The 25,794-nt window shown below is 52.5% G+C and carries 27 protein-coding genes and 2 tRNA genes; 16 read left to right on the top strand and 13 right to left on the bottom strand.

Annotated elements, in window-relative coordinates:
* Positions 1-326 precede the first annotated feature (326 nt).
* Positions 327-551 carry a DUF2594 family protein gene (locus DFO57_RS01925; RefSeq protein WP_013025302.1) on the top strand — a complete coding sequence of 75 codons (225 nt, stop codon included), beginning with the start codon at positions 327-329 and terminating at the stop codon, positions 549-551.
* Positions 552-584: 33 nt separating this feature from the next.
* Here the strand turns inward: DFO57_RS01925 and DFO57_RS01920 are convergent, their stop codons facing one another.
* Both DFO57_RS01920 and sdiA read right to left on the bottom strand, forming a co-directional pair.
* Positions 585-1,196 carry an acyl-homoserine-lactone synthase gene (locus tag DFO57_RS01920; RefSeq protein ID WP_014606161.1) on the bottom strand — a complete coding sequence of 204 codons (612 nt, stop codon included), beginning with the start codon at positions 1,194-1,196 and terminating at the stop codon, positions 585-587.
* 122 nt (positions 1,197-1,318) lie between these two features.
* Positions 1,319-2,041: a transcriptional regulator SdiA gene (gene sdiA / locus DFO57_RS01915; RefSeq protein ID WP_110015012.1), complete on the bottom strand. Its 723-nt coding sequence runs from the start codon at positions 2,039-2,041 to the stop codon at positions 1,319-1,321.
* 57 nt (positions 2,042-2,098) lie between these two features.
* Between sdiA and DFO57_RS01910 the strand changes: the two genes are divergently transcribed.
* Entirely contained in the window at positions 2,099-2,377 is a 279-nt protein-coding gene (locus DFO57_RS01910) for a hypothetical protein (RefSeq protein ID WP_146108905.1), read from the top strand.
* A gap of 585 nt (positions 2,378-2,962) precedes the next feature.
* Here the strand turns inward: DFO57_RS01910 and DFO57_RS01900 are convergent.
* The gene (locus DFO57_RS01900; RefSeq protein ID WP_110015011.1) at positions 2,963-3,658 is read right to left on the bottom strand and encodes an extensin family protein; all 696 of its coding nucleotides are present in this window, start codon (positions 3,656-3,658) and stop codon (positions 2,963-2,965) included.
* A 284-nt stretch (positions 3,659-3,942) separates the two neighbouring features.
* Here DFO57_RS01900 and cycA point away from each other — a divergent pair, with 284 nt between their 5' ends.
* Positions 3,943-5,334, top strand: coding sequence for a D-serine/D-alanine/glycine transporter (gene cycA / locus DFO57_RS01895; protein ID WP_013025298.1), 1,392 nt, complete (start codon positions 3,943-3,945; stop codon positions 5,332-5,334).
* A 41-nt stretch (positions 5,335-5,375) separates the two neighbouring features.
* Here cycA and DFO57_RS01890 read toward each other — a convergent pair whose 3' ends face one another.
* The 3 genes from DFO57_RS01890 to DFO57_RS01880 all read right to left on the bottom strand — a co-directional run bounded on the left by DFO57_RS01890 (position 5,376) and on the right by DFO57_RS01880 (position 8,117).
* Positions 5,376-6,350 (bottom strand): metal-dependent hydrolase, encoded by a 975-nt coding sequence (locus DFO57_RS01890; protein WP_014606162.1) that lies wholly within the window; start codon positions 6,348-6,350, stop codon positions 5,376-5,378.
* A gap of 47 nt (positions 6,351-6,397) precedes the next feature.
* Entirely contained in the window at positions 6,398-7,033 is a 636-nt protein-coding gene (gene rutR / locus DFO57_RS01885) for an HTH-type transcriptional regulator RutR (RefSeq protein ID WP_014593360.1), read from the bottom strand.
* A gap of 169 nt (positions 7,034-7,202) precedes the next feature.
* Positions 7,203-8,117 (bottom strand): DMT family transporter, encoded by a 915-nt coding sequence (locus tag DFO57_RS01880; protein WP_013025295.1) that lies wholly within the window; start codon positions 8,115-8,117, stop codon positions 7,203-7,205.
* Between the two features lie 569 nt (positions 8,118-8,686).
* Here DFO57_RS01880 and wrbA point away from each other — a divergent pair.
* From wrbA to DFO57_RS01865, 3 genes are read left to right on the top strand one after another with little or no spacing between them, the layout of a single operon-like run.
* A complete protein-coding gene (gene wrbA / locus DFO57_RS01875) occupies positions 8,687-9,286 on the top strand; it encodes an NAD(P)H:quinone oxidoreductase (protein WP_013025294.1) in 600 nt (199 codons plus the stop codon).
* Between the two features lie 20 nt (positions 9,287-9,306).
* Complete coding sequence (locus DFO57_RS01870; RefSeq protein WP_013025293.1) at positions 9,307-9,537, top strand: YccJ family protein; 231 nt, start codon at positions 9,307-9,309, stop codon at positions 9,535-9,537.
* Between the two features lie 55 nt (positions 9,538-9,592).
* Positions 9,593-10,975 carry an NAD-dependent succinate-semialdehyde dehydrogenase gene (locus DFO57_RS01865; protein ID WP_029569852.1) on the top strand — a complete coding sequence of 461 codons (1,383 nt, stop codon included), beginning with the start codon at positions 9,593-9,595 and terminating at the stop codon, positions 10,973-10,975.
* 60 nt (positions 10,976-11,035) lie between these two features.
* On the opposite strand, the gene agp is transcribed toward DFO57_RS01865, so the two are convergent.
* The 3 genes from agp to DFO57_RS01850 all read right to left on the bottom strand — a co-directional run bounded on the left by agp (position 11,036) and on the right by DFO57_RS01850 (position 13,184).
* The gene (gene agp, locus DFO57_RS01860; RefSeq protein WP_019106206.1) at positions 11,036-12,673 is read right to left on the bottom strand and encodes a bifunctional glucose-1-phosphatase/inositol phosphatase; all 1,638 of its coding nucleotides are present in this window, start codon (positions 12,671-12,673) and stop codon (positions 11,036-11,038) included.
* A gap of 263 nt (positions 12,674-12,936) precedes the next feature.
* A tRNA-Ser gene (locus DFO57_RS01855) sits at positions 12,937-13,024 on the bottom strand.
* A gap of 72 nt (positions 13,025-13,096) precedes the next feature.
* Positions 13,097-13,184 (bottom strand) — tRNA-Ser (locus DFO57_RS01850).
* 221 nt (positions 13,185-13,405) lie between these two features.
* Here DFO57_RS01850 and yccA point away from each other — a divergent pair.
* Both yccA and tusE read left to right on the top strand, forming a co-directional pair.
* The gene (gene yccA / locus DFO57_RS01845) at positions 13,406-14,062 is read left to right on the top strand and encodes an FtsH protease modulator YccA (protein WP_014606165.1); all 657 of its coding nucleotides are present in this window, start codon (positions 13,406-13,408) and stop codon (positions 14,060-14,062) included.
* A 103-nt stretch (positions 14,063-14,165) separates the two neighbouring features.
* On the top strand, positions 14,166-14,492 hold the full coding sequence (gene tusE, locus DFO57_RS01840; RefSeq protein WP_013025289.1) for a sulfurtransferase TusE: 327 nt from the start codon (positions 14,166-14,168) through the stop codon (positions 14,490-14,492).
* On the opposite strand, the gene yccX is transcribed toward tusE, so the two are convergent.
* Positions 14,493-14,771 carry an acylphosphatase gene (yccX, locus tag DFO57_RS01835; RefSeq protein ID WP_013025288.1) on the bottom strand — a complete coding sequence of 93 codons (279 nt, stop codon included), beginning with the start codon at positions 14,769-14,771 and terminating at the stop codon, positions 14,493-14,495. It abuts the gene before it with no gap.
* Between the two features lie 82 nt (positions 14,772-14,853).
* Here yccX and rlmI point away from each other — a divergent pair, with 82 nt between their 5' ends.
* Entirely contained in the window at positions 14,854-16,044 is a 1,191-nt protein-coding gene (gene rlmI / locus DFO57_RS01830; RefSeq protein ID WP_013025287.1) for a 23S rRNA (cytosine(1962)-C(5))-methyltransferase RlmI, read from the top strand.
* A 59-nt stretch (positions 16,045-16,103) separates the two neighbouring features.
* Positions 16,104-16,421: a heat shock protein HspQ gene (hspQ, locus tag DFO57_RS01825; RefSeq protein ID WP_029569851.1), complete on the top strand. Its 318-nt coding sequence runs from the start codon at positions 16,104-16,106 to the stop codon at positions 16,419-16,421.
* A gap of 33 nt (positions 16,422-16,454) precedes the next feature.
* Here hspQ and DFO57_RS01820 read toward each other — a convergent pair whose 3' ends face one another.
* Positions 16,455-16,868 carry a CoA-binding protein gene (locus DFO57_RS01820; protein WP_015700634.1) on the bottom strand — a complete coding sequence of 138 codons (414 nt, stop codon included), beginning with the start codon at positions 16,866-16,868 and terminating at the stop codon, positions 16,455-16,457.
* A gap of 167 nt (positions 16,869-17,035) precedes the next feature.
* Between DFO57_RS01820 and DFO57_RS01815 the strand changes: the two genes are divergently transcribed.
* Both DFO57_RS01815 and mgsA read left to right on the top strand, forming a co-directional pair.
* Positions 17,036-17,674, top strand: a complete 639-nt coding sequence (locus DFO57_RS01815) for a DUF2057 family protein (protein WP_014593357.1) — start codon at positions 17,036-17,038, stop codon at positions 17,672-17,674.
* Between the two features lie 68 nt (positions 17,675-17,742).
* A complete protein-coding gene (gene mgsA / locus DFO57_RS01810) occupies positions 17,743-18,201 on the top strand; it encodes a methylglyoxal synthase (RefSeq protein WP_105082339.1) in 459 nt (152 codons plus the stop codon).
* Position 18,202: 1 nt separating this feature from the next.
* Here mgsA and helD read toward each other — a convergent pair whose 3' ends face one another.
* Positions 18,203-20,257 (bottom strand): DNA helicase IV, encoded by a 2,055-nt coding sequence (gene helD, locus DFO57_RS01805; RefSeq protein ID WP_110015010.1) that lies wholly within the window; start codon positions 20,255-20,257, stop codon positions 18,203-18,205.
* Positions 20,258-20,377: 120 nt separating this feature from the next.
* Between helD and DFO57_RS01800 the strand changes: the two genes are divergently transcribed.
* Both DFO57_RS01800 and yccS read left to right on the top strand, forming a co-directional pair.
* Positions 20,378-20,821: a YccF domain-containing protein gene (locus DFO57_RS01800; RefSeq protein ID WP_014606171.1), complete on the top strand. Its 444-nt coding sequence runs from the start codon at positions 20,378-20,380 to the stop codon at positions 20,819-20,821.
* Positions 20,802-22,949: a YccS family putative transporter gene (yccS, locus tag DFO57_RS01795; RefSeq protein ID WP_015700635.1), complete on the top strand. Its 2,148-nt coding sequence runs from the start codon at positions 20,802-20,804 to the stop codon at positions 22,947-22,949. Before DFO57_RS01800 ends, yccS begins: the two co-directional genes overlap by 20 nt.
* Here the strand turns inward: yccS and DFO57_RS01790 are convergent.
* Positions 22,946-23,572 (bottom strand): TfoX/Sxy family DNA transformation protein, encoded by a 627-nt coding sequence (locus DFO57_RS01790; protein ID WP_014593353.1) that lies wholly within the window; start codon positions 23,570-23,572, stop codon positions 22,946-22,948. The genes yccS and DFO57_RS01790 overlap by 4 nt on opposite strands.
* 210 nt (positions 23,573-23,782) lie before the next feature.
* Between DFO57_RS01790 and sulA the strand changes: the two genes are divergently transcribed.
* Positions 23,783-24,274 (top strand): SOS-induced cell division inhibitor SulA, encoded by a 492-nt coding sequence (sulA, locus tag DFO57_RS01785; protein WP_013025278.1) that lies wholly within the window; start codon positions 23,783-23,785, stop codon positions 24,272-24,274.
* A 351-nt stretch (positions 24,275-24,625) separates the two neighbouring features.
* Complete coding sequence (gene ompA / locus DFO57_RS01780) at positions 24,626-25,699, top strand: porin OmpA (protein ID WP_015700636.1); 1,074 nt, start codon at positions 24,626-24,628, stop codon at positions 25,697-25,699.
* Positions 25,700-25,794 lie beyond the last annotated feature (95 nt).

Here is a 25,794-nt window from a genome sequence, read left to right as displayed (position 1 = left end):
GAGCTTTCAATGATTTATATCAATGCAAATCCTGGGTTATTGGAAAGCGCATCCCAAAAAACAGCTACTGCAATGGGATTTTTAAAAAAATAGTCTTTTCATGAAGTTAAAAAAAACATAACGTCTCAATTAATCATCTTCCTGACATTGCTGTCTGTTTTTTTGACCTGACCATTCCTGCACGTGATTAATAAATTTAACTGAACAAAGTCAGGCGGGAACGCCTGCTGTCGTGATGCACTCAGCAAGCGTAATCCCCTGTGGTATACTCTCGGATTGCTGTGCGTACCGAATAAGAGACGACGTTAACCACCAAGGAGAAATTCATGAGCGATGAAGATTTCGCGACCTCGCAGGAAACGCAAAAATTATCTGATGAAGTGGCTTGCCTGAAGATGATGATCACACTGATTCTGAAAGGAATGGGCCAGGCCGATGCGGGCAAAGTGATCATTAACATGGAACGCTACGTCAAAACCCTGGGCGACATGCCGCAGGCGGAAGTGTTCAGCAACACGATCAAGCAAATTAAAGCGGCTTATCGTCAGTAACGCTAAGATGCCCCCGTCACCGGGGGCATAAACTCAACCGTGCGGGTGCCAGTTAACCGAGACGCCCAACGAAGGCAGAACCTCCTCCGGGCTGAAGCGACGTGCACCACGGTATTTTTCTGCCAGTGCTGGCTGGCTGACGGGAATACGGATGGCAAACAGGTTATCTTCCGACTGAATCAGTCCGGGCGTTAAGGGCTGATAGACGACCTGATGCTGCTCGAACATCTTTTCCAGCATCGGCGTGGCCGAGCTGATAATAAATTCAATACCGTTAATTTCGGCCAGTTGAACAGCATGCCAGAGAATCGTAAGTGGCAACTCAGGATCGACCTCCAGCCGCGCTGAGAAACGCGACATTTCCCATACTTTTTCGTGGTTAAACGGTAAAACGATACCTTCCGTTTGCTCGGGTTCAGTCCAGGGCATTAATCGCGCACAGCCACTGATGCCATTGCGTACACTCCATGCGATCAACCAGGTTACATCAGAGCGATCAAAACGATCGTACTCTTGCCCAGGCGTGCTCAGACGCGGCGGAATCGACCAACCTTCACCCCGTGCAAACACGCTATAACGGTAACTGCCAAGCTCGGCAAGCAAGGAAGATGGCATATCCTTTAACTGCGTTTGAACTATTTTCATCATGCGCCTCTGACATCCCCATGTTTGCAATGATTTCTTCGCGCCTGCCCAGGAGCGCACTAGCGCAGGGTAGACAAGTGACCTCAACGAGGGAACTACTAAAGTTGGCAGTTGCTTTTCATTTAAATCAGTCCAATTGCTGCGGCGTAGCATGCAATTTGAGTTTTATTAGAAACATTAAAACGTTTTTTCATATTTTTTTGGTAAAAATTTACGGTGTGCTCAGAAATCGACAAAATAAGTGAAATTTCTTGTGACGTTTTGCCTTCAGCAGTCCATCTCAAAATTTCGAGCTCACGCTGACTAAAATCATTTCCCTGGACCATCAGTGCTTCATCATTCAGGCGTTCGAGTAAGGACAGGCTTTGCTCAGCCAAAAAATGCAGCTTTACCTCGAGCTCAACTCGCCGGCTGCCAGTAATAAAGGGACGCTTTGATCCTATAGATAATATACCAACGGCGCGATTTGATGCCATTGCAGAACACGAAAATCCGCTCAGGAGCCCAAAATTACACGCATCCTGCCACATTTCTTTTGCCGAGCTAAACAGCTCAGGCGTCCACTCAACCCCTTTTCCTGAGCGCAGGCAAAGCTGCAACACGGGATCGATCGCATAATAATTCTGCTCTTTATAACGTTTAATCCATAATTTAGGATAAGTGTCATGTAAATAAAGACGTGGTCGGGTAAAAGGAACGCGGTGCTGGATAAAAAAAGCGAAATAATCGAAACCCAGTGACTGGATATAATCCTGCAGGAGCCCCTTTAATTGTTGGGTCGTCGCCAGTGCCTGAAAATGATTTTCAGTCTCAGTCCGCCAGGAAAAATAATCTTCACTTGTCATATTGCCTCAACTTCCACTACGTGCTTGATATCTTTGCATCAGAAATGAATTTACCCTGTGTCAGCACATCAAAAAAAGCTTTATTTTCATTTGGTTTTCAGGACCCGTTACGGGCAAAATGCCAAAACCAGGGATAAAAGAATGCTGCTGGCAATTCAGGCAACGCGTGATGGGCAGAATAATAGGATTTTTCTTATATTTTTTCAATCTTTAAACGCAGCCAGCATTGAAAATAAGACTAAAGAAGTTGCGGTCCGCAACTTATTATTTTCCTGGATGACCCATTTGATACCCGCAACGGGTCAATGTACACCTTTTATGCATCATCATTGCTGATTAAACGTTCAAGGCAAAGCCTAAAAAAGAACATGCTGCAGTATCGCTGACATCAAATGTGGCGTTATTCAAACCTCCGGGTAACATGATCTCTGCCGAAAACGCGTCCCTTACCGCGCCTGGAGCCCTACTCTTTTGGCTCTGCTCAAGCGTGATGCACGACCTTAAGTGAAACGCGTGACGCAAAGAGAATGTCTTTTCCCTGATAAGAAAGAAGCTGTTCATATTGTTGCCCCAGGATAAAATATCAGACATGAATTAACTTAACATATTGTCTGAGCGGGGGTAAAATACAGCCTGTAAAAAACAATCAATAACGTATTTAATAAGAAAAAAATATCACAATAAAATATCGGAATGTTAATAAAATTAAAACACGGCAACGACCTCATAATTCATTATCCCACATGCATTAAATAACGTCTATTCGCTGAAAGGCACAACGCCACACATAAAAAAGGTTGCATACCCGGATATAATGTTAATAAAAAAAGCGAAGCCTGAAAAACCGAAATAGTCGCATATTTTTTATGCTGGATAATAAGAAATAAAAACCCCGTAATTACCCTCAGCGCTGTCCTGTTACTATCTGCAATAACCTGCCCCACGCATGCCAAAATGAAAATGTGTTGCATGCGCAGTATTATAATCCGGCCCAAGCGCATTACCAAAAAAGTGACAACCTGTTCGCCACAATCCGTGAAGTAATAGCGCTTTCTCTTCAGGTTGCTGCCAGTGTTGACTGACCACCAGCCGCTGACCATTGGCCAGACGATAGGCCGTTATATCCCAGGCGTCAGCAGTGGCATGTTCGCTTAGTCGCCCCTGAGTTCGGTGATAGATATTACGACAGGCATAACTGCCAACATGCTCAATGCCCACCAGCCGGGTGCCCGACTGCTGAAGAATCTGCTGACTGCTGTGAACCACATACAGGGTGGCCGCAACGGCCATGGGACAGCTGGCCAGAAAGCTGCTGCTGAGTGATACTGCGCCCATTTTTTGCACTCTCAGCGGCTGAGCTAGCGGACACTGGCCGGCGATGGCTGGTTGCTGGCTGAAACTCACCCGTCCCGCCTGCTCTGCCCGACGCATGACGTCAAGACAGGCGGCAGGATCATTTTGCAGACGCTTGATTTTCAGCCGCGTCATCCAGCCTGGCGGATCGGTCACCGACAGAGGCGTGAACGGATTAAACTGCGGGGGTAAGTGCTGTTTCAGCCAGGGCAAACTCATCCACCTCAGTCCGGTCATGATAATAAGCAGGACAAGCGTGCGCATAATGCCTCTGATGTGAAACAACCAATAATGAGGAAGTGTAGAAGCGCCGTGCGTTGTCTGCCCCGGAGATAACACAAGGTGATGAAATATTACCTAATCTGACGTAAAAACCGCCTGCTGGAAGCAAAAATGCTCTTTTGATGAGTATGTTGTCTGATATTGTTAAAAAATGATTACCGTTTTTATCCTTACTTCCTCTATCTTATGCCCAATTGTTTCAGACACTCAGTCATCCTCAACAGCCATCAGAGCTGACACAACATCAAGACAGGAAAGACAATTTCATGGTTGATCACTCTCACCACACGCAGAGCCCGCAAGGCTCAGACACATTGCGGCGTAATCTGCATAACCGGCATATCCAGCTCATCGCTATCGGCGGCGCTATCGGAACGGGTCTGTTTATGGGCTCGGGAAAAACCATTAGTCTGGCAGGCCCGTCCATCATTTTCGTCTATATGATCATCGGCTTTATGCTGTTTTTCGTCATGCGCGCAATGGGCGAATTGCTGCTGTCGAATCTGGAATACAAATCCTTTAGCGATTTTGCGGCCGACTTACTTGGGCCGTGGGCGGGCTACTTCACCGGTTGGACATACTGGTTCTGTTGGGTGGTCACCGGTATCGCCGACGTGGTGGCTATCAGCGCCTACTTCCAGCTCTGGTTTCCAGGGTTCTCCATCTGGATGAGTGCGCTGTTGTGCGTCTTTGTCTTTTTGGCGTTGAATATCGCCACGGTGAAGATGTTTGGTGAGATGGAATTCTGGTTCGCCATCATCAAAATTGTGGCGATTGTCGCCTTAATTGTGACCGGAATCGTGTTGGTTTCACTCCACTATCCTTCTCCCGGTGGCGGTACCGCAGCCCTGAGTAATATCTGGGATCACGGCGGTATGTTTCCCAAAGGACTGAGCGGATTTTTTGCCGGGTTTCAGATCGCTGTGTTTGCCTTTGTCGGCATTGAGCTGGTCGGTACGGCCGCCGCCGAAACACAGGATCCGCACAAGGTCTTACCGCGCGCCATTAACGCGATTCCCTTGCGCGTCATTATGTTTTATGTCCTGGCACTGATGGTAATCATGTCTGTCACGCCCTGGACAGAAGTGATGGCCGATCGCAGTCCGTTCGTTGAGATGTTTGTTTTAATTGGTCTTCCGGCGGCGGCAAGTATCGTGAACTTCGTGGTATTAACATCTGCCGCCTCATCGGCTAACAGCGGCATTTTCTCGACCAGTCGCATGCTGTATGGCTTATCACAGCAGGGCGTTGCCAGTCGGGCTTTTGGGCGGTTATCTGCGCGCGCCGTTCCCACGACCGGCCTGTTCTTCTCCTGCTTCTGTTTGCTGTGCGGCGTAGCGCTGATTTACCTGATTCCGGATGTGATGACCGTCTTTACTCTGGTCACCACGGTTTCGGCCATTCTGTTTATGTTCGTCTGGACCATCATCCTGTGCAGCTATCTGGCCTATCGCAAAAAATTTCCGGAACGCCATGCGGCATCTAACTTTAAAATGCCGTTGGGTAAATTCATGTGTTGGGTTTGTATGGCCTTCTTCGTGTTTATTCTCGTCCTGCTCACGCTACAGGAGGATACACGTCAGGCATTAATGGTGACGCCATTATGGTTTATCCTGCTGGCCATCGGCTGGCAGCTGCGTAAACGCACGCGCCGTTAATCCCCAGCATGAAGAAAGCCCGACAAAAGTCGGGCTTTTTTTTATAACTGCTCAGCAATATGGCTGAACGTGCGCTTCAACGTGCGCCCGGCGGACGGGAGGCGCTGCGGCCGGGCATCCGGACGCTGTGCCGTTCCCAAACCAAAGGTGAAGGTGTAGCGGTCATCGTCGCCCATACGCAAATCGGCGATGGTGACCTGTCCATCGCGCTCACTCATGGCATAAAAGCCGTGGCTGAACCACGCAATGCGCTCTGCAAACCAGTTCCCCTTGAATGATGCAAATAATTCAGGATGACGGGGCCGCCAGGTCACCGTAACGGGACGCCGCGGCGACAGCAAAGACCAGTAAGCTTCCCCATAACGATCGGGCGTGATAATGACGCTACGCCAGACAAGGGTATTTAGCGCCGTGGGCGTGACCAGCACCTTGTTTGTTGCAATGCCCTGCTGTTCAAGTGACTGTTTGATCTGCCCGTCCGCGACCTGCTGAATCAGCACGCTCCAGACGAGATAGGCCGAGCTCAATGCCAGTCCCGCGCGGTTCCAGCGCAATCCCCGATCGCTGCGACGCCACAACGCCACCGCTAAGCCAACGAGCAGCGGTAAGGTATAAAGCGGATCGACAATATATATGCTGCCGATCGCGTAAGGATGATCGGTAAGCGGTAATCCCAGTTGCGTGCCATATACCGTCATCAGATCGAGAAGAGGATGGGTGATCAGCGCCAGCCAGATGGCGGGCCACCAGGCCGTCCATGCTGGCCCGGCACGACAAAGCCGTGCAACCAGCCAGGCCACTAAGGGGGAAAGCAGCGTCAGATAAAGCAGCGCATGGCTTTCGGTTCGGTGCAGCGTCATATTGCGGATAGCATCACCGTGATCGAGAAAGACATCAAGATCCGGCAACGTTCCGCAGGCCGCGCCGATAATGGCGGCCTGCCAGGCCGGAACACGGCGGCCCATCACCGCCAGGGTTACTGACGCGCCCAGTACGCATTGTGAAACAGAATCCATCAGCCCGCTCCAGTGTTTATTCCTGTATTCAGTATGGCCTTGTTCTTTTAACGCACCCGAATACCTTCAATAATAATGCGCTGAACGTTCTCTACCGTTTCTTCAAAAAACAGCGGATTAGTGAGCCTGTTTCCCGTAATGGCTTCAACCTGACTGGCAAAATCGGCGTAGTGCTGCGTGGTTGCCCAGAGCATAAAAATCAGGTGTTGGGGCTGAATACCCGCCAGCCTTCCTTCGGCTATCCAGCGCTGTATAATCGCTGTTTTATCATCCATAAGTTGTTTTAAATCCCCCGCCAGTTCACCTTTCAACAGGGGCGCCCCCTGGAGCATTTCCAGGCAAAACAGCCTTGATGCCTGCGGATGGTCCCGGGAGACTTCAAGTTTTAGGCGGATATAGTGCCGAATGGCTCTCAAAGGATCCTGATCGTGGCTCAGTGCACGCAGGGGCGCCAGCCAGACATCCAGGATCTCTTTCAACACGGCAATATAGAGCGCTTCTTTGGAAGGATAGTAGTACAGCAAATTCGTTTTAGAGACACCGGCGCGGTCAGCGACTTTTTCCAGCCGCGTACCGTGGATGCCAAACTGGGAAAAAAAGCTCAGCGCGGCCTCCAGAATAGCCGCCCGTTTGGCAGCGACGGCCACTGAGCGGCGCGTGGGCACTGATTGTTCCTTTTTCATAGGGTTCCCCTCGCCTGACACTGTGTATCACAGCAAGCTCATGAATTTGCTACGTGATAACAGTGAAGGTTTAAACGCTGCGGTAATGTCAGTAACACGCACAACGACAACATCTCTCTCAGAACAGGCGCAATAACCGACTCGCGCCTTCGCGTCATCCTTTTGACCTTCATTCGTCCCGCGAAGAGGCTGAGGGTATCGCTTTGCGGCGCTTCAGACGCAGTTCACTGATAATCACGCCGCAGACGATAAAAGCGCCACCAAGTATCGCGGCTGCCGGCAAACGTTCGCCGGCGATACGCCCGACCACGCCCGCCCATACCGGCTCTCCGGCGTAAATAACCGTTGCCCGCGTGGGCGATACGCTGCGTTGTGCCCAGTTCATCGTCACCTGGATAAGCGCACTGGCGGCACCCAGACCTAATGCGCTGAGCAATAACGGCGTCGACAGGGCAGGCAACGTTTCCCCGTTAGGAAGCATAAAGCAGAAGGCACAGAGTGAAGCGACGGTAAGCTGAATAAAGGTCACACGACGAACATCAACATGACCGGCGAAGCGGCTGATAAGAATAATTTCGCCCGCAATCGCCAGGGTACTGATCAGCGTGGCAATCTCACCCTGATTGAGCACCACCCTTCCGTCCTGCGGCCCCGCAACCAGTATTAAGCCGCAAAACGCCAGTAAGATACCCAGCCATGCCATTAACGGAGGTGGACGCCGTAGGAACAGCCATTGTAAAAGCGGCACAACCGGAACATATAAGGCGGTCAGAAAGGCCGACTGGCTGCTGGAGATGGTCTGCATTCCCCATGTCTGCAGACCGTAACCCGCGGCAATGGTCAGGCCGATAAGCGTTCCCGCCTTTATTTCAGTCCAGCTGATTGCGGCAAGGTAACGGCGAAAAAAGAGCGCCAGCAGGATGGCCGCAGTGGCAAACCGCACCCCAACAAAGAAAAACGGGCCTGAGTGCTGCATCGCCCGATGTACCACTAAAAACGTCCCGCCCCAGATCATCGTAATGAAAATAAGTACCCATTCCTGACGCGTTATACGCACGGTCAGTCTGCGCGTCGTAGTCGACATAGTTCACCTGCCTGATTGATTCAGGCGCTATTGTGATCGGCGATGCCGGGTAATGCAATGTCACTCGCCGACGCGCTGACCCTGAAGACGAATAAAACGCGCTGCCGCCATTGGTAATGGGCCACTTTTCCTTTCCGCCCGGAATGAATCCGGTCAGGCGCGGCATCATGTCTTACCGCTTCCGTTGCACGCCTTAGCATCTTTCATTGAGCCGCCTTTGTAAACGGACAGGCTTTGATGAGTCATATTCCAGGAAGGATGCGCGACGACATGTTGCAACCCCCCGAATTAGATGACCTTCAGGCTTTCAGGGCTTTCAGGGCTTTCAGGGCTTTTAGGGCTTTCAGGGCTTTCAGGGCTTTCAGGGCTTTCAGGGCTTTCAGGGCTTTCAGGCAGAAATTTACATTTAGAAACATAGCAAACGCTAAGAATCGCCCTGGAATTAGAATATTAACCCCAACAAAACCCCATTTTCAGCGTTTTTTAAGCCGTTAGGCCGAGTGCGTGCCAGCAGTTGTTCAAAGCTCTTCTATACTTTTGGGTGTGTTGAATAACCCCCGGAGAGACCAATGGCCAAGATTCTGGTGCTGTACTATTCAATGTATGGACATGTTGAAACCATGGCTAACGCCGTGGCAGAGGGCGCCCGCAAGGTACCGGGTGCGCAGGTAGACGTGATGCGCATTCCTGAGACTATGGACGCTGACCGCTTTGCAGACGTTGGCGGTAAAACGCAACAGTCCGCGCCTGAAGCCACGCCTGAGATATTGCCGCAATACGACGCCATTATTGTCGGCACACCTACCCGTTTCGGTAATATGTCCGGTCAGATGCGTACGTTTTGGGATCGCACAGGCGGCCTGTGGGCATCCGGCGCGCTGTACGGCAAAATCGCCAGCGTCTTTGCCTCAACAGGTACAGGCGGCGGCCAGGAGCAAACCATTACCTCCGTCTGGACCACCCTCGCCCATCACGGCATGGTTATCGTTCCGATCGGCTACGGCACGAAAGAGATGTTTGACATTTCTCAGGTGCGGGGCGGCACGCCTTATGGCGCAACCACGCTGGCAGGAGGAGATGGCTCACGTCAGCCTACGGAAGAAGAATTGATCATCGCCCGCTTTCAGGGTGAACACGTTGCCGGACTGGCAGCAAAACTTAAGGATTAAACGCCCGGAAGGAGATCGTTATGTCGAATAGTCAGGCAAAAGCCCACCATGTTGGCGAATGGGCCAGCTTACGTCACACCTCACCTGAAATTGCCGAGGCCATTTTCGAAGTCGCCAATTATGACGAACGCCTTGCTGAAGAAATCTGGCGGCAACAGGGCAGTGACGACGTATTAATCCGTGCATTTGAAAAAACCAACCAGGATGTCCTTACCTGGGACGACAAAACGGTAGAACGAAAGAACGTTTAGCAGCATGGCGGGCTATCCCGCCATGCTTTTTTTATCGCTGACCAAGGAGCACTCTATGTCTTCCTATCAAAGCATCAACCCTGCAAACAACCAGTTAATGAAAAGCTGGCCTTCCCACGACAGCGCGGCGGTAAGTCATGCGCTGGAAACGGCCGACCGCCTCTATCATTCAGACTGGAGTAAAGGCGACATCCAGCCACGCCTCCAGGTGCTGAAAAAACTGGCTGATCTGATTGATGACAGTGCGGAAGAACTGGCTGCCATTGCCAGTAAAGAAATGGGCAAGCTAATAGGCCAAAGCCGCGGTGAAGTGCAGATCTGTTCCCAGATTGCGCGGTACTATGCCGAGCATGCGGAGCGCATTCTTAAGCCACAACCTTATGACAGTGAACTGGGCGAAGCCTGGGTTGAATATCATCCTATCGGTGTGCTGGTGGCGGTTGAGCCCTGGAACTTCCCGTATTATCAGCTAATGCGCGTGCTGGCACCCAACCTGGCGCTGGGAAACCCTGTACTGGCCAAGCATGCCAACATTGTCCCGCATTGTGCTGACGTATTCGAGAAGTTGGTCAGGGAAGCCGGCGCACCCGAAGGGGCCTGGACTAACCTGTTCATTTCTACCGATCAGGTGGCGGAACTGATTGCCGACGATCGCGTTCAGGGCGTGGCACTGACCGGCTCCGAACGTGCCGGAAGTGCTGTCGCAGAACAGGCTGGTAAGCATCTGAAAAAATCGACGCTGGAACTGGGCGGCAACGATGTCTTCGTGGTAACTGAGGACGCCGACCTGGATGAAGCCGTACGCCAGGGCGTGCAGGCGCGTCTGAGCAACTGCGGTCAGGTTTGTACGGCCGCTAAGCGCTTTATCCTGAATGAGAAAATTGCGGATACCTTTATCGATAAGTTCAGCGCGGCAATGAATGCCGCAACGTTGGGCGATCCGCTGGATGAAAAAACCACGCTCGGTCCCCTTTCCTCCGCCGACGCACGCGATCGTCTGGTAAAACAGGTTGATGAGGCAGTGGCGAAAGGTGCCCGTCTGATCACCGGCGGTAAAGCCGTGGCAGGCGTGGGCTGCTTCTATCAGCCCACGGTCCTGACCCACATCACGCGCGACAATCCTGCTTACTTTGAGGAGTTCTTTGGCCCCGTCGCGCAAATGTACGTGGTGGCTAACGACGCAGAAGCGGTGGCGCTGGCCAATGATTCGCATTATGGGCTAGGCGGTTCGGTGTGGACACAGGACATTGCGCGTGGCCGCAAGCTGGCATCGGCGATCGAAACCGGCATGGTCTTTATTAACTCGCAAAGCGATACCTCGGCTGAGCTGCCGTTTGGCGGCGTTAAACGTTCGGGCTATGGACGTGAACTGTCCGATCTGGGCATTAAAGAGTTTGCTAACCAGAAGCTGGTGGTCGTTGCAGGCCAGGCCGGTTGATTCCGGCAATAAAAAAACCCCGTCTCGACGGGGTTTTTTCTTTTCAGGTACTGTGCAGGATCAGTTGGCGGTAGCGGGTTGCTTCGCCTCACCGGTTTCAGCTTTGGTCTGCGCATTACTGCCAGGCGCATTGCTGCTGCCAGCCGGGGCCGCGCTGCTGTCGGCCTTAGCCTTCTCATCAGCCGCTTTTTGCGCGGCAGCCTTATCTGCTTTGGCCTTTTCGTCTGCGGCTTTCTGCGCAGCCGCCTTGTCAGCATTAGCCTTTTCTTCAGCCGCTTTATCCGCTTTGGCCTTCTCATCAGCCGCTTTCTGCGCGGCGGCTTTGTCGGCGGCCGCCTTATCAGCATCCGCCTTTTGCGCCGCATCGCCCGCCGTGGCCGCTTTCGCATCCTCAGGTTTCGCCGCAGTCGCAGGCTGTGCCGGCTGGGCTTCCGCAGCAGGTTGCAGCGCCGTACCCTGTAGTGCGCTGTTCAGCACCTGGGCAAACTGATCCCAGCTGCAGTATCCGTTAGCGTCTGTCGGGCAACCCGCCAGTTGAAGCGTAACGCGCTTAGGCGGCTTCTTAAGGCTCAGAACCTCTGCATCGCGCAGTTGATCGGCGGTCTGATAAACGTATTCGATTTTAAGCAGATCTTTGTTGTTTTTCGCATCGTGCCAGCGTTCAAACACCACCTGACCGCCGATTGGCGTTTTTTCGTAGGTCTCAGGTAAGTCATAAGGCTTAACCTGTAACGCACTCAGCAGTGACGCAATGTTGGAGTCATGCCCGACCATCAGCGTAACTTTAGGTGAGTCTGACTTTTCCTGATCGATCAGCTGGCTGCGAATGTAGTCCACCAGTGGCGCGGCAACATCGCGTGCAACCTCAGGCGTGGTAAACAGCGTGTCCTGATAGCCATTTTTAATAGCGGATAGTGCCTGCCACTGTTCAGGGGTTTTGATTTGTCCCCAGGCGACCTGATCCAGCGGGAAGCCTTCATAATATTGCAGCGTAAAGGCATCCATTAGCGAATTGCCCACTTTTAGTGGCCCGTTCACGCCGGGTTCTTTGCCGTTTTCAACGATAAAGGTGTTCTGGCCATTGCTCAGATCGCACTGCTTTTTGTTATTACAGGCAGGAGAGGATTTGTAGTCAACAATCTTCTCGAGCCGCTGAAAAGCGGGTTTCAGTGACAGCTTTTCGTTGGCAGCGGTCATTCCGGCCAGCGCTTTCTTGATGAATTCTTCGTTCCCGTCTGTAATAACCGGATTAAATACCGGATCCATGCTGCCCATTTCATCCTGGTGAGTCACAGCAATGTCACAGCCCGGGAAGGCACCATTTACGAAGAACTGAGCCGTTGCCACGGTACGCTGCAGGCTGTTGGCGTAGACAAAGACGCTGTTGCTGTCCGGACAAACGCCATTTTTTACCAGCCCCTGCTGAGCAAGCCACTGACGGGTATAGTTACCCATGTACACTTCCAGCACGCCGCCTTTAGTGGTCAGCTGTCCACCCGGCACATCCCACTCCGGCCAGGTTTTTTTGGTGGATTGCGCCAGCACGCTGCCGTTATCCGCAAGCGGTGCACGCAGGTTATGGCGGCTGAACATTAACACCTGCTGTAACTGCATATCGTTGTCAGCGGCCTGTGCCAGCGTTCCAATCGGTAATGCAGCAAGTACCGACAATGCGCAAAGACTCAGTTTCTTGATCATTGTGCCTATTCCATTCATTCAGTAAAAAAACACTCTGGCTATCAACCGATTAGCTCGCATCAGAGCGACGTGGCGAATAGTGTAACTCAGCTTGCCCCTGAAAAGCGCCAGGCAACAGCAAAAACAATTAATGGACTATAGCAGAGATGCCAGATGCCGTTCAAAACCGCGCAGTCCGCTGAAAAGCAGGAAGAATTTTAAACGGGCGTGAGAAGAGAAAACAAAACGAAACAGGCCAGCACACTGTGCTGGCCTGTAAAATGTGGCGGAGGAAGAGAGATTCGAACTCTCGGATGGTTTCCCATCGGCGGTTTTCAAGACCGCTGCCTTAAGCCGCTCGGCCATCCCTCCGGGTTGTAACACTACTGCAAAGGCAAGATGATATTATCCTGTTTTGCCTCTTCATGCCTGGTGGCAATGAAGTGGCGGAGGAGGAGAGATTCGAACTCTCGGATGGTTTCCCATCGGCGGTTTTCAAGACCGCTGCCTTAAGCCGCTCGGCCACCCCTCCGCAATGACGCGCACTATAAACATCCCCTCTGGAGATGTAAAGCCTGCGATAATCCGTTCGCGTGAAAAACAGCCAAATTCACGTTATTCGTTGGCTAAATCGCCATTCTGCTCAAAGAATTAACATCTTAACGCGTAAAGAAGGGTAAAACGGCTTTTCCCTCTTTATAGGGCTGCGTATTCTCAGAGCATATTTGGTGTTCTGCCTTACAGGAGCGCAACATGGACAGAATAGTTTCTTCATCATCGCGACAGTCATTACTCAGCACGCACAAAGTGCTGCGTAACACCTATTTTCTGCTGGGCCTGACGCTCGCCTTCTCAGCGGTGACCGCCACGGCAAGTACACTTCTGGCATTACCGGCACCCGGTTTAATTTTGATGCTGGTGGGCTTCTACGGTCTGATGTTTCTGACCTATCGCCTGGCTGACAGCCCAATGGGGATTTTAGCCGCCTTCGCCTTTACGGGCTTTTTGGGTTACTGCCTGGGGCCAATCTTAAGCTCTTTTCTGACGGCAGGAATGGGCGATGTGATCGCGCTGGCGTTAGGCGGTACAGCGCTGGTGTTCTTCTGCTGCTCCGCCTATGTGCTGACAACAGGTCGTGACATGTCATTCCTGGGCGGCATGATGATGGCGGGCTTCGTGGTGTTACTGGTGGCCGTTGTGGCTAACCTGTTCCTGCAGTTGCCTGCTCTTCACCTGGCGATTAGCGCCCTGTTTATCCTGTTCTCTGCTGGCGCCATTCTGTGGGAAACCAGCAACATTATTCATGGCGGCGAAACTAACTATATTCGCGCCACGGTTAGCCTGTATGTTTCCCTGTATAACATCTTTGTTAGCCTGTTAAGCATCTTAGGTTTTTCCCGCAGCAATTAATCGACGCCGCTGGCGCGATACGAACCCCGCTCAGGCGGGGTTTTTGCTTTTTCTGCGGTGCCATTTTGCTAAACTGCAGCCCGAATGATAATGAGGACGCGTTATGAACTATAAGGGTGACGAAATAGCTGTGGATGCCGAAGGCTATTTGAAAAACCACCAGGACTGGAGCGAGGAGCTGGCACAGCAGATTGCTGACAACGAGGCCATCGTAATGACGGAAGCCCACTGGGAAGTCGTGCGCTTTGTCCGTGACTTTTACCTGGAATTTAATACTTCTCCCGCCGTACGTATGCTGGTGAAGGCAATGGCGAAAAAGTATGGCGAAGAGAAAGGAAACAGCCGCTACCTGTTTCGGCTGTTTCCTGAAGGGCCCGCCAAACAGGCGACAAAAATTGCTGGCCTGCCCAAGCCTGCCAAATGCCTTTAATTAACCGGTGGTAAAGCTGCGGGGGAAGTCGCCGGGCTGATGCGGCTCCAGCAGCACCTTTTCCACATGGGCCGTGCGCGGCCCACCGGCTTTTAACCATGCGATTAACGCCTCGACCTGCTCTGCCTCACCGCAGGCGAGCACCTCAACCCGGCCATCATCAAGATTACGCGCATAACCCTGCACACCGAGCGCGTTGGCTTTCGCCTGTGTGCTGTAGCGAAAACCCACGCCCTGCACGGTGCCCTGCACCCAGGCTTTGTAACACATGCTCGCCATGGTTCTCTCCCGCTGTTCGTTGCAATTTGCCGTTATCCACTGGACAATAGCGCCTCATTTTTTCAGGTAAGCATAGCAAACTATGACAGTTCGATTGATTCTCGCCAAGGGACGTGAAAAGTCCCTGCTCCGTCGTCATCCCTGGGTTTTCTCTGGGGCCGTCGCCCGCCTTGAAGGGAAAGCCCAACAAGGGGAAACCATTGATGTTTGTGACAGCAACGGTAAATGGCTGGCGCGTGCCGCTTATTCACCTCAGTCACAAATTCGCGCTCGCGTCTGGAGCTGGCAGCAGGACGAATCTGTCGATATCGCTTTTTTTGTCCGCCGTTTTCAGCAGGCACAAATCTGGCGCGACTGGCTGGCTGCACGCGACGGCCTGGACAGCTATCGTCTGATTGCCGGGGAGTCCGACGGCCTGCCAGGCGTGACTATCGATCGCTTTGGTCAGTTTCTGGTGCTGCAACTGCTATCTGCCGGCGCGGAGTATCAGCGGCCCGCCATTATCTCCGCCTTGCAGCAGTGTTTTCCAGATTGCGCTATCTACGATCGCTCAGATGTCGCAGTACGTAAAAAAGAAGGTCTGGAACTGACCCAGGGAACCGTAACCGGTGAACAGCCTCCCGCGCTATTGCCGATCACAGAGCACGATATGAAGCTGCTGGTAGATATCCAGGGCGGACATAAAACGGGCTACTACCTTGATCAGCGAGACAGCCGCTATGCCACACGCCGCTATGCCAAAGACGCGCGCGTGCTGAACTGCTTCTCTTATACCGGAGGCTTTGCCGTTTCGGCATTGATCGGCGGCTGTAAAGAAGTGATTAGCGTTGATACGTCGCAGGATGCCCTGGATGTGGCACGTCAAAACGTCGAACTGAACGGTTTAGATCTGTCCCGTGCCCGGTTCCAGCGCGATGACGTCTTTAAGCTACTCCGCCGCTACCGCGATGAGGGTGAGAAATTCGATCTGATCATAATGGATCCGCCCAAATTTGTTGAGAACAAAAGCCAGCTGATGGGCGCCTGCCGTGGCTATAAAGACATTAACATGCTGGCCATTCAGTTGCTGAATCCAGGCGGGATGTTACTGACCTTCTCCTGTTCAGGCTTGATGGCAACAGACCTGTTCCAGAAAATTATTGCGGATGCCGCGCTGGATGCAGGCCGTGACGTCCAGTTCGTTGAGCAATTCCGCCAGGCTGCCGATCATCCTGTGATCGCCACCTACCCCGAAGGTCTTTACCTGAAAGGTTTTGCCTGTCGCGTCATGTAACTTGAAAAAACTGTCTTTGCCCCCATCTCTTATGCAGGACAGTTTTTTCGGAGGTCATCATGATTGCCAGTAAATTTGGTATTGGTCAGCAGGTTCGTCATCGGTTATCCGGCGTGCTGGGTGTGATTGTCGATGTCGATCCTGAATATGCGTTAGATGAGCCACAGCTGGACGAGATCGGGGCAACTGACACGTTGCGCAGCGCGCCCTGGTATCACGTGGTCATGGAAGATGAAGAAGGCAGTCAGGTCCATACCTACGTCGCCGAAATTCAACTTGCCGGTGAAATCAGCCCTGAACATCCAGAGCAACCCTCTATGGATGAACTGGCCGCATCGGTACGTCAGCAGCTCCAGGCACCGCATTTGCGTCACTAACAGTGGGCGGCAATCTGTTTGCCGCCGCTATTGTTATTGCCCCATTCCCAGTCGCGGGATTTCAATTTTCGGGCAGCGATCCATCACGACCGTCATGCCCGCATCCTGCGCCAGCACGGCAGCCTGCTCATTAATCACGCCCAACTGTAACCAGAGCGTATCCGCACAGACCGCAATGGCTTCCTGCGCGACGCCCCATGCCGCTTCCGAATTGCGGAACACATCGACCATGTCAATTTTTCCGGGGACTTCTGCCAGCGAACCATACGCGGTTTGTCCCAGCAGAGTCTGACCTGCAAGCTTAGGACTGACCGGAATCACTTCATAACCCTGATCGAGCAAATACTTCATTACCCCATAGCTGGGGCGTTCGGGGCGATCGCTGGCGCCTACCAACGCAATACGTTTTGTGCGGGTCAATACGTCGCGAATAGTCTGATCATTCATGGGCTTCTCCTTTCTGTCTGCTCTTCATTGTAGTTGAGCCTTTACACACTCGCGGGGCGTTGCAAATACATATTGTGCCGCTTCGCTGGAATAAATATGTATAATTGTAAACTTAATGCCATAATGTAAGAATTTGCTACATCCATTCATTTTTAACCGGAGTCGAAATGAAGCTGTCAATGGCTGTAACGGGGTTCATTGCTCTCCTCGTTTCGGCATCCTGCTCTGCTATTACCCTAAAGCTTGATCCTCAAATCACGTTGCTGGTTTTGGACGGTCGCAAGATCTCCGGCTCACTGCTGAAAGGGGCTGACAGTTTAGAGCTGGATCGGGGTCAACATCAGTTCCTGTTTCGGGTGGAACAACCGCCTGGTGACAGCAAAACTCCTTCTCAGTACTATCAGTCTGTGCCGATGATCGTGACATTCACCGCCGAAGCCAGGAGCATCGCTATCCGCCTGCCTCCGCTCAGCAATTCACGAGAAAGACATAACTTTGACCGTTCACTGGCGTTCAGGCTGGTTGATGAAAAGGGTAAAGAGGTCTTTAGCGTGCGCGATCGCCTGCCGGTTACGGCTGGTGCGGATGTTGAAAAAGCGATGGTCAGTTACAATCGTATGGGCTTAGCGGCTTCGGTGCCTCAGTTCGCCAATCTCACCACCCCTTCCCCATCAGCACAACTTACTGCCGATCTTGCCTGGTCGGTTGAAACTACTACGCCGTCAATTCAGCACTGGTTTCAGCGTTTCGATGAGGCCACTCGTCAACAGTTCATCAATCTGGTCAAAATGCTGCGGGCAAGTTGATAGTGTGAAATGGCGCAGGGTAAACTGCTGCAACGGGCGTTTTTGCTCCTTTGCATCAGGATGCTGTTATGGAATACACCTTACGTACGCTTGGAAAACAAAAACATATCGCGCTGGTCGCTCATGACCACTGCAAAGACTCTCTGCTGGATTGGGTGACGCGTAATCAACCCGCGCTGGAATGTCATATTCTTTATGCGACAGGCACGACAGGCAATCTCATCAATCGTCACACCGGCCTGAACGTAAATGCAATGCTGAGTGGCCCAATGGGCGGAGACCAACAGGTTGGTGCATTTATTGCCGAAGGCAAAATTGATGCGCTAATCTTTTTTTGGGATCCGCTAAATGCGGTTCCTCATGATCCTGACGTCAAAGCGCTGCTTCGTCTGGCGACGGTCTGGAATATCCCGGTCGCCACCAACCGGGCGACCGCCGATTTTATCATTCAGTCGCCGCTGTTTGATCAGCCTGTCGATGTCCGTATTCCGGATTATGCACGTTATCTTGCCGATCGCCTGAAATAACTCAGGCTTTACGCAGCACCGGCACGTCCAGCTCGCGGAAGGTCTCGACAAAGACCGAAGGTTGCTGCTTATCAAACAGCAACCAGACCTGCTGGCGCGCGCGAGTTAACGCAACATAGGCCAGTCGCCGCTCTTCCGCATCCGGAAACGCTTCGGGCTTAGGCAGCAAGCCTTCCTCAATGATGGACTCGCGCTGCGCCGCCGGAAAGCCTTCTTTACCTTGCTGAAGCCCCAGCAGAATGACGTAATCTGCCTGCTGGCCCTTACTGGCATGAATGGTCAGAAAATCGATGTTTAATTTTGGCCAGCGGGTTTTGGCTTTATCCAGCACGTCAGGACGCAAATAGTGGTAACGTGCCAGTATCAGCACCCGCTCGTGGGGCTTTGCGTAGCCACTCAGCTTATTCAGCAACGGCTCCAACTGATCCTGCGGTAACAGGGCAATGGATTTTTTATTGCCCTTAACCAGGCTGTTTAAGGGTTTGCGCAGCTGATGCGGATTCTGCTGGATGAAGCGATTTGCGACTTCACCAATCCGATCGTTAAAGCGATAGGTCGTGTCCAGCACGCAGCGATCGCCCTCACCAAAATAGTGATGAAATGCCGTTGTGAGGCTCATTTCAGCCCCGCTGAAGCGGTAGATCGCCTGCCAGTCATCGCCAACAGCAAACAGCGTAGTGCGCTTGTTTTGCTGGCGCAGGGCGCTGAGCAAGGCTGCACGCTGGGGCGAAATATCCTGAAATTCATCGACCAGAATATGCTTCCATGGGCTGATAAAACGCCCCTTTTCCAGGATCGCTACGGCCTGATGAATCAGCCCTGAAAAATCGACGGCGCCCTCTTCCTTGAGTGCGCTTTTCCAGGCCTTCAGCAGCGGTGCCATCAGCTTGATGCGTTTACTGAACAGCTCACGTAGCGCCTCAGGAACGCCGTCGATCATGGCGGCCTGTGCACCACCGTGCATGCGCATCAGGCTTAACCAGCGTTCAAGCCGCGGTGCCAGACGCTCAGCCAGGCGATCGTCCTGCCAGAAAGGCCCCTCGCCGACCTCCCACGCCAGTTCATCACGCAGCCATTGCCGCCAGCCATTCGCCTGGGCTTTCTTTTCATGGCATTGCTGACGCCAGTTGTCGATCAATAATGCCCGGCGCGCGGCGGCGTCGCTTTCCAGTTTACTGATGACAGGCTGTTTATTACTGCCTTCGCGGATAATGTGCAGGGCCAGAGAATGAAAAGTACGTGCCTGCATATCCGTTGCCTGTAGCCTGCTCTGGATACGGTCGTTCATCTCTTCAGCAGCATGACGGCCAAAGGCTAACAGCAGAATCTGATCGGCGCTGGCGAGTCGGCGTTGTAATAACCAGCCCGCCCGGGCAACCAGCACAGAGGTTTTGCCACTGCCCGCGCCCGCCAGTACCAGCACCGCATCCTCACCGTTTACCACGGCTTCAGCCTGAGATCCGTTAAGCGGCGTGGACTCAACCGTGGCGAAGAAATCCTGATAACGCGTGAGCATCGCAGCCGTCCAGTCGCGGTTACGCTGACGGATTGCGGCATCGCCCTGTTGCAGCCAGTGTTGGCAAAATGCCCAATTTTCCCGACAGGACTCAAAATCGTTGATGCGTGACAGCGGGAGTGGCAAGGCATCAAACTGCTTGAGAATTTGATCGTTAATCGCCTGCAGCTCACTGCGTTTTAACCAGCGGTCCTGCTCACTGAACCCGTCAATTTCAGCACGAAGGCCCTGCAGAACCGAGGCACACACGTCACTCATCTCATGGCTCCAGTCCTGCCATGCCTGCATCAGATAATGATAGAAACGTTGTGTCTCCTGCCATTCAGTGCCATGCAAACGCACAACCTTATTGTCCGCCAGCAGAAACTCGAGCTCTCCCCAGACCATGCCACGCTTACAGGTAATGTCCGACAACTGGTTAAAGGGAATTAGATATTCGTGTTTATCACCACTGACTTCAACACCAGCGGTCAACAGGCGAACACGATTGTAAGGATGCTGGGCAAGCCGTTTGCCCATGGATGTTGCTTTAAGTTCCACGCCGACACCAACGACCGAGATAAAGAGTAATCGGAGTTTACCTGTCAGACTCTTGACGCTCCAGCCTTAAAACACGCTAAACTGCGACATATCTTGCGGAGTGCAAAAGGAAAAGCGGTTATGCGCACTGTTTTAAATATTCTTAATTTTGTATTGGGTGGCTTCTTCACCACGCTCAGTTGGCTGTTCGCGACACTGATCAGCATTGTGCTGATCTTTACCCTGCCGTTGACGCGTTCATGCTGGGAAATCACCAAACTCTCGTTTCTTCCGTTCGGCAATGAGGCGGTGCACGTGGATGTGCTGCGTCCCGACAGCAAAAGTCACATCATGAACACCGGCGGCACCTTCCTGAATATTTTCTGGCTGATTTTCTTCGGCTGGTGGCTCTGCCTGTCCCACATCTCTGTCGGTATTGTGCAGTGTGTCAGCATCATTGGTATTCCGGTGGGAATCGCGAATTTCAAGATTGCGGCTATTGCACTGTGGCCGGTCGGCCGTCGGGTTGTCTCTGTGGAAGAGGCGCGTGCCGCGCGTGATGCCAATGCCCGCCGCCGCTATTAGTATTCTGTCCGGATGGCGTAAGTATCTTTTTAACAGCACCTGGCGTTACCTGCTGCGGATTCTGTTCGCCTTAACCGGCTGTGCAGCAGTGCCCTGGGTGCTGCAGCAGATTGAATGGACCATTCCCCTCACGCTTGGGGTGGTCGCCGCCGCGCTGGCCGATCTGGATGATCGACTGGCGGGACGTTTAAAAAATCTGCTGATTACCCTGTTGTGTTTTTGCGTTGCGTCGGTTTCAGTGGAACTGCTCTTTCCCCATCCGCTGGCCTTTATTATCGGTTTAGCGATCTCCACCTGGGGTTTTATTTTGCTGGGCGCCCTCGGGCAGCGCTATGCGACCATTGCTTTCGGCGCCTTGCTGATTGCCGTTTACACCATGTTGGGCATCGGACTGTTTTCCCAGTGGTATCTGCAGCCCATCCTGCTGCTGGTCGGCGCGCTCTGGTATAACCTGCTGACGCTGTTGGGCCACGTCATGTTTCCCGTTCGCCCGGTTCAGGAGCAGCTGGCAGCCAGTTTCTCGCAGTTAGCGCAATACCTGGACGCCAAAGCTAACCTGTTTGATCCGGACGCCGATGCGCAGGATGATGCCACGTTTGTTGAGGCGGCAATGGTGAACAGCCAGCTGGTCGCCCAGCTTAATCTGACCAAAACCACACTGCAAAGCCGCTTACGCGGCGACAGGGGCTCACGTGGTACCCGACGCAGTCTGCACTACTATTTTGTTGCTCAGGATATCCACGAACGCGCCAGCTCTTCTCATCTCCAGTATCATTTACTGCGCGGCAACTGGCGCTATAACGAAATTCTGTTCCGCTTTCAGCGCCTGCTGAATATGCAGGCTCAGGCCTGTCGGCAACTGGCCCGGTCTGTTTTACTGCGCGAACGCTGGGAACATGACAGTCGTTTTGAGCGTGTTTTTGAACGCTTACATAATGCGATTCAACGCCTTGAAGATAGCCATCCGGATGCCACGCATACCCGGGCCCTGTTTTGGTTATTACGTAATCTGCAGGCGATTGATGCGCAACTGGCTTCTCTCGAATCTGAGCAGGCACTGGCCGACGATCCGCAGCACAGCGACAACATGCTGTCACGTGAAGAGATCAGCGGCTGGAGCGACATCAAGCTGCGCTTCAGCCGCCACCTGACGCCCTCTTCGGCCCTGTTCCGTCATGCTGTCAGAATGTCAGTGGTAATGTGCACCGGGTACGGATTCATTCAGGTTACCGGTCTGGAACGAGGCTACTGGATTCTGTTAACCAGCTTGTTCGTTTGCCAGCCCAACTACAGCGCGACCCAGCGCAGGCTGGCACTGCGCATCGGCGGCACGCTGGCTGGCATTGCCATTGGGTTGCCTCTACTGTGGCTGGTGCCCTCAGTAGAAGGCCAGCTGTTTCTGATTGTCGTGACGGGCGTACTCTTCTTTGCTTTCCGCCAGGTGCAATACGCGCATGCCACCTTGTTTATCACCCTGCTGGTTCTGCTCTGTTTTAATCTGCTGGGTGAGGGATTTGAGGTCGCGCTGCCGCGGGTAGTGGACACCTTACTGGGCTGTGCGCTGGCCTGGCTCGCCGTGAGCTTTATCTGGCCTGACTGGCGTTTTCGTCAGCTTCCGGCCGTTGCCACTCGCACGCTTAATGCCAACTGCCGTTATCTTGATGCGATCATGGAGCAGTACCATCAGGGCAAAGACAATCGTCTTGCTTATCGTATTGCGCGACGTGACGCCCACAACGCCGATGCTGAGCTGGCATCGGTGGTATCAAATATGAGCAGCGAACCCCGTACCAGCACTAAGCTCAGGGAGTCGGCATTTCAGTTACTCTGCCTGAATCACTCCTTCCTGAGCTATATCTCCGCTCTGGGCGCTCATCGCGACAAAGTGACCCAACCAGCCCTGCTGGCCCTGCTAGACGATACAGTATGTTATGTTGAAGATGTGCTGCAGACGGATGTCGTCAGCGACAGCCGGGCAGAGAAAATGCGTATTGAGCTGGTGCAGCGCATCGCGCAACTGACCGCCGAGCCCGATCCGCGTGCGCCGCTGGTTTTGCAACAGTTGGGCTTGCTGGTTGCCCTGATGCCCGACATTGCGCGCCTGCGACGCTCGCTGGACAGGCGCTAACGGCCTTTTTCTTTACATTCCGGCGTACTGAGTGCGGCCTGATACCATTCGCCTAACTCGGTTTTAATGGTTTGTGGCAGCGCCGCATGATGATGGCCGGAAATCGCCCCTTCAAGCGCTAATAAGGTTTTAAGGCCGAGGTGTTGATTATTGCGCCGCAGCCTTAACCAGCACTGCCTGGCCCCCGTTTCACGCAGATGTTTGACGGTACAAATACCTATCTCATGCAGCATCATTTCCAGTCGCAGGCTGACGTTTGGTAAGTCTTTTAACCGCACCTTACCCAGCCGCTCATTGTGCTCACGTTGGGCGGTCTGCAGAGACGCAGCAGAAAGGCGAACCAGATGCTCCGGATGCGCCCACAGGCGATCGTCTACCTTAAAATAGTTGAGGCTTACCGCAATACCCCGCTTATGGAATGTCAAGGGTTCCAGCGGCTGCTTTGCCCCATATTCCCGTAATGCTTCACTGGCACGTAAGTAGAGTTCGTCTTCTTTTACCAGCGCAAAAACCACGCGCTCAACAGCCAGTGCGTAGCCACCGAACTGGGTACGGGATTCAATTTTGCCCAGCGGTGCCAACTGCTGTATTGAGCGTAAAATTATCCGCTTCTGTTTCTTCATTTCATCACCTCCTTGTAACAAAAGCCTGCTAAAAATCTTACTATTCAGGAAGTTAGAAGATAATTAAATTCAGTTAGAGGTTCAATGAATAAATCCGTTTAAAGACAAGCTGATGCAAATTTTGCGAGGCGTTTTCAGAAATTCAGGTTGATCTTTATCCAGGATGCCATTACTGTACATCCATACAGTCAACTGCTGAGTGATTAATTTATGCGCACCCAACATACCAGTAATGTATGCTCTGCTCACCGTTACGCTTCGTCCTCTGTTCCGGCTACTCATAAAGGCTGGATTACTGAATTACGCTATAGCGAACAACCCGGAATGATGCAGATGCTGCTGTTACCACTGCTTCAGCAATTAAGCCAGCAGTCTCGCTGGCAGCTGTGGTTAACCCCCGCGCACAAGTTGAGCCGGGTCTGGATGCAGGAAGCCGGTTTGCCACTTGAGAAAAGTATGCATATCGCCGATGCTGAACGTTACAATGCCGTTGAAGCGATGATCAAAGCGCTGCGCACAGGAAATTACAGCGTGGTTTTGGCCTGGATTCCTTATGAATTAGACGTGGACGAACGTCGTGAACTTGAACGTGCAGCAGCGGAAGGAAAGGCGTTGGGACTGATTTTACGCTCGGGTGAAACCCTCAAAACGGCAGTAAGACCAGAAAACTCGCTAAAAATTCAGTCTGATTTGTTTCATTAAGTAAAAAATGAGATTTATCTCAAGCAGTTTTTTATCTCGCTCAAGGCTAAGGCACTGATTCTGCTCCCCCCAGCAATGACAACGGCTTAGCCCCCATTTTGTGGGGTAAGCGCCTCACAGAAGTTCAGGGTAAATTGTTAGAATTTATGTATAAAACACTGTTTTTTTACATAAGTGCCTCACATCACACTTGTAAGTTTCCAATCTCGTTGTAGACTTTATCTCGCCAGGGTGCTCAATAACCTCCGTTTTTTGCGGTAGAGTCATAAGCGAGCGTTTTGACCCGGCGAAGGATTAAACCAAGAGCAACCTTTATGCTCATTGCCTATTTGGATGATAACGAGGCGCAAAATGAAAAAGACAGCTATCGCAATTGCAGTGGCACTGGCTGGCTTCGCTACCGTAGCGCAGGCCGCCCCAAAAGATAACACCTGGTACACCGGTGCTAAACTGGGCTGGTCTCAGTATCACGACACTGGCTACTACGGTCACGGTTACCAAAACAACGACGGTCCAACTCATGAAAGCCAACTGGGCGCAGGCGCGTTCGCTGGTTACCAGGCTAACCCATACCTGGGTTTCGAACTGGGCTATGACTGGTTAGGCCGTATGCCTAATAAAGGCAACCAGGTAAATGGCGCATTCAAAGCACAGGGCATCCAGCTGGCTGCTAAACTGAGCTACCCAATCGCAGACGATCTGGACATCTATACCCGCCTGGGTGGCATGGTATGGCGTGCAGACTCTACTCAGCAGAACCTGGCTACTGGCACTCGCATCAGCGACCACGACACCGGTGTTTCTCCACTGGCAGCCGTTGGTGTTGAATATGCTCTGACCAAAAACTGGGCAACCCGTCTGGATTACCAGTGGGTTAACAACATCGGTGATGCACAGACCGTTGGTGCTCGTCCAGACAACGGCATGCTGAGCCTGGGTGTTTCTTACCGCTTCGGTCAGGATGATGTTGCTGCGCCAGCTCCGGCTCCAGCACCAGCTCCAGCGCCAGTGGTACAGACCAAGCGTTTCACTCTGAAATCAGACGTTCTGTTCACCTTCAACAAATCAACCCTGAAGCCAGAAGGTCAGCAGGCTCTGGATCAGCTGTACAGCCAGCTGAGCTCCATGGATCCTAAAGACGGTTCAGTTGTTGTTCTGGGCTTCACCGATCGCATCGGTTCAGAGCAGTACAACCAGAAACTGTCTGAGAAACGTGCTCAGTCAGTAGTGGATTACCTGGTATCTAAAGGTATCCCTGCTAACAAGATCTCTGCTCGCGGCATGGGTGAATCTAACCCAGTAACTGGCAACACCTGTGACAGCGTGAAAGGTCGTAAGGCCCTGATCGACTGCCTGGCGCCAGACCGTCGTGTAGAAATCGACGTTAAAGGCATCAAAGACGTGGTAACTCAGCCACAGGCTTAAGTTATCCGTTATGAAAAAACCCCGCTTATGCGGGGTTTTTTTTGGCCTGAATTTGTCAATGCTGCTCATCCCGTATCGCGAAGTCTGAATCCGTA

Origin of the sequence: Pantoea sp. AG702 (assembly GCF_003182295.1) — a bacterium.
Taxonomy (GTDB): Bacteria; Pseudomonadota; Gammaproteobacteria; order Enterobacterales; family Enterobacteriaceae; genus Pantoea; species Pantoea ananatis.
Note: the sequence above shows the minus strand (reverse complement) of the source record. Positions and strands in the feature narration are given on the sequence as shown.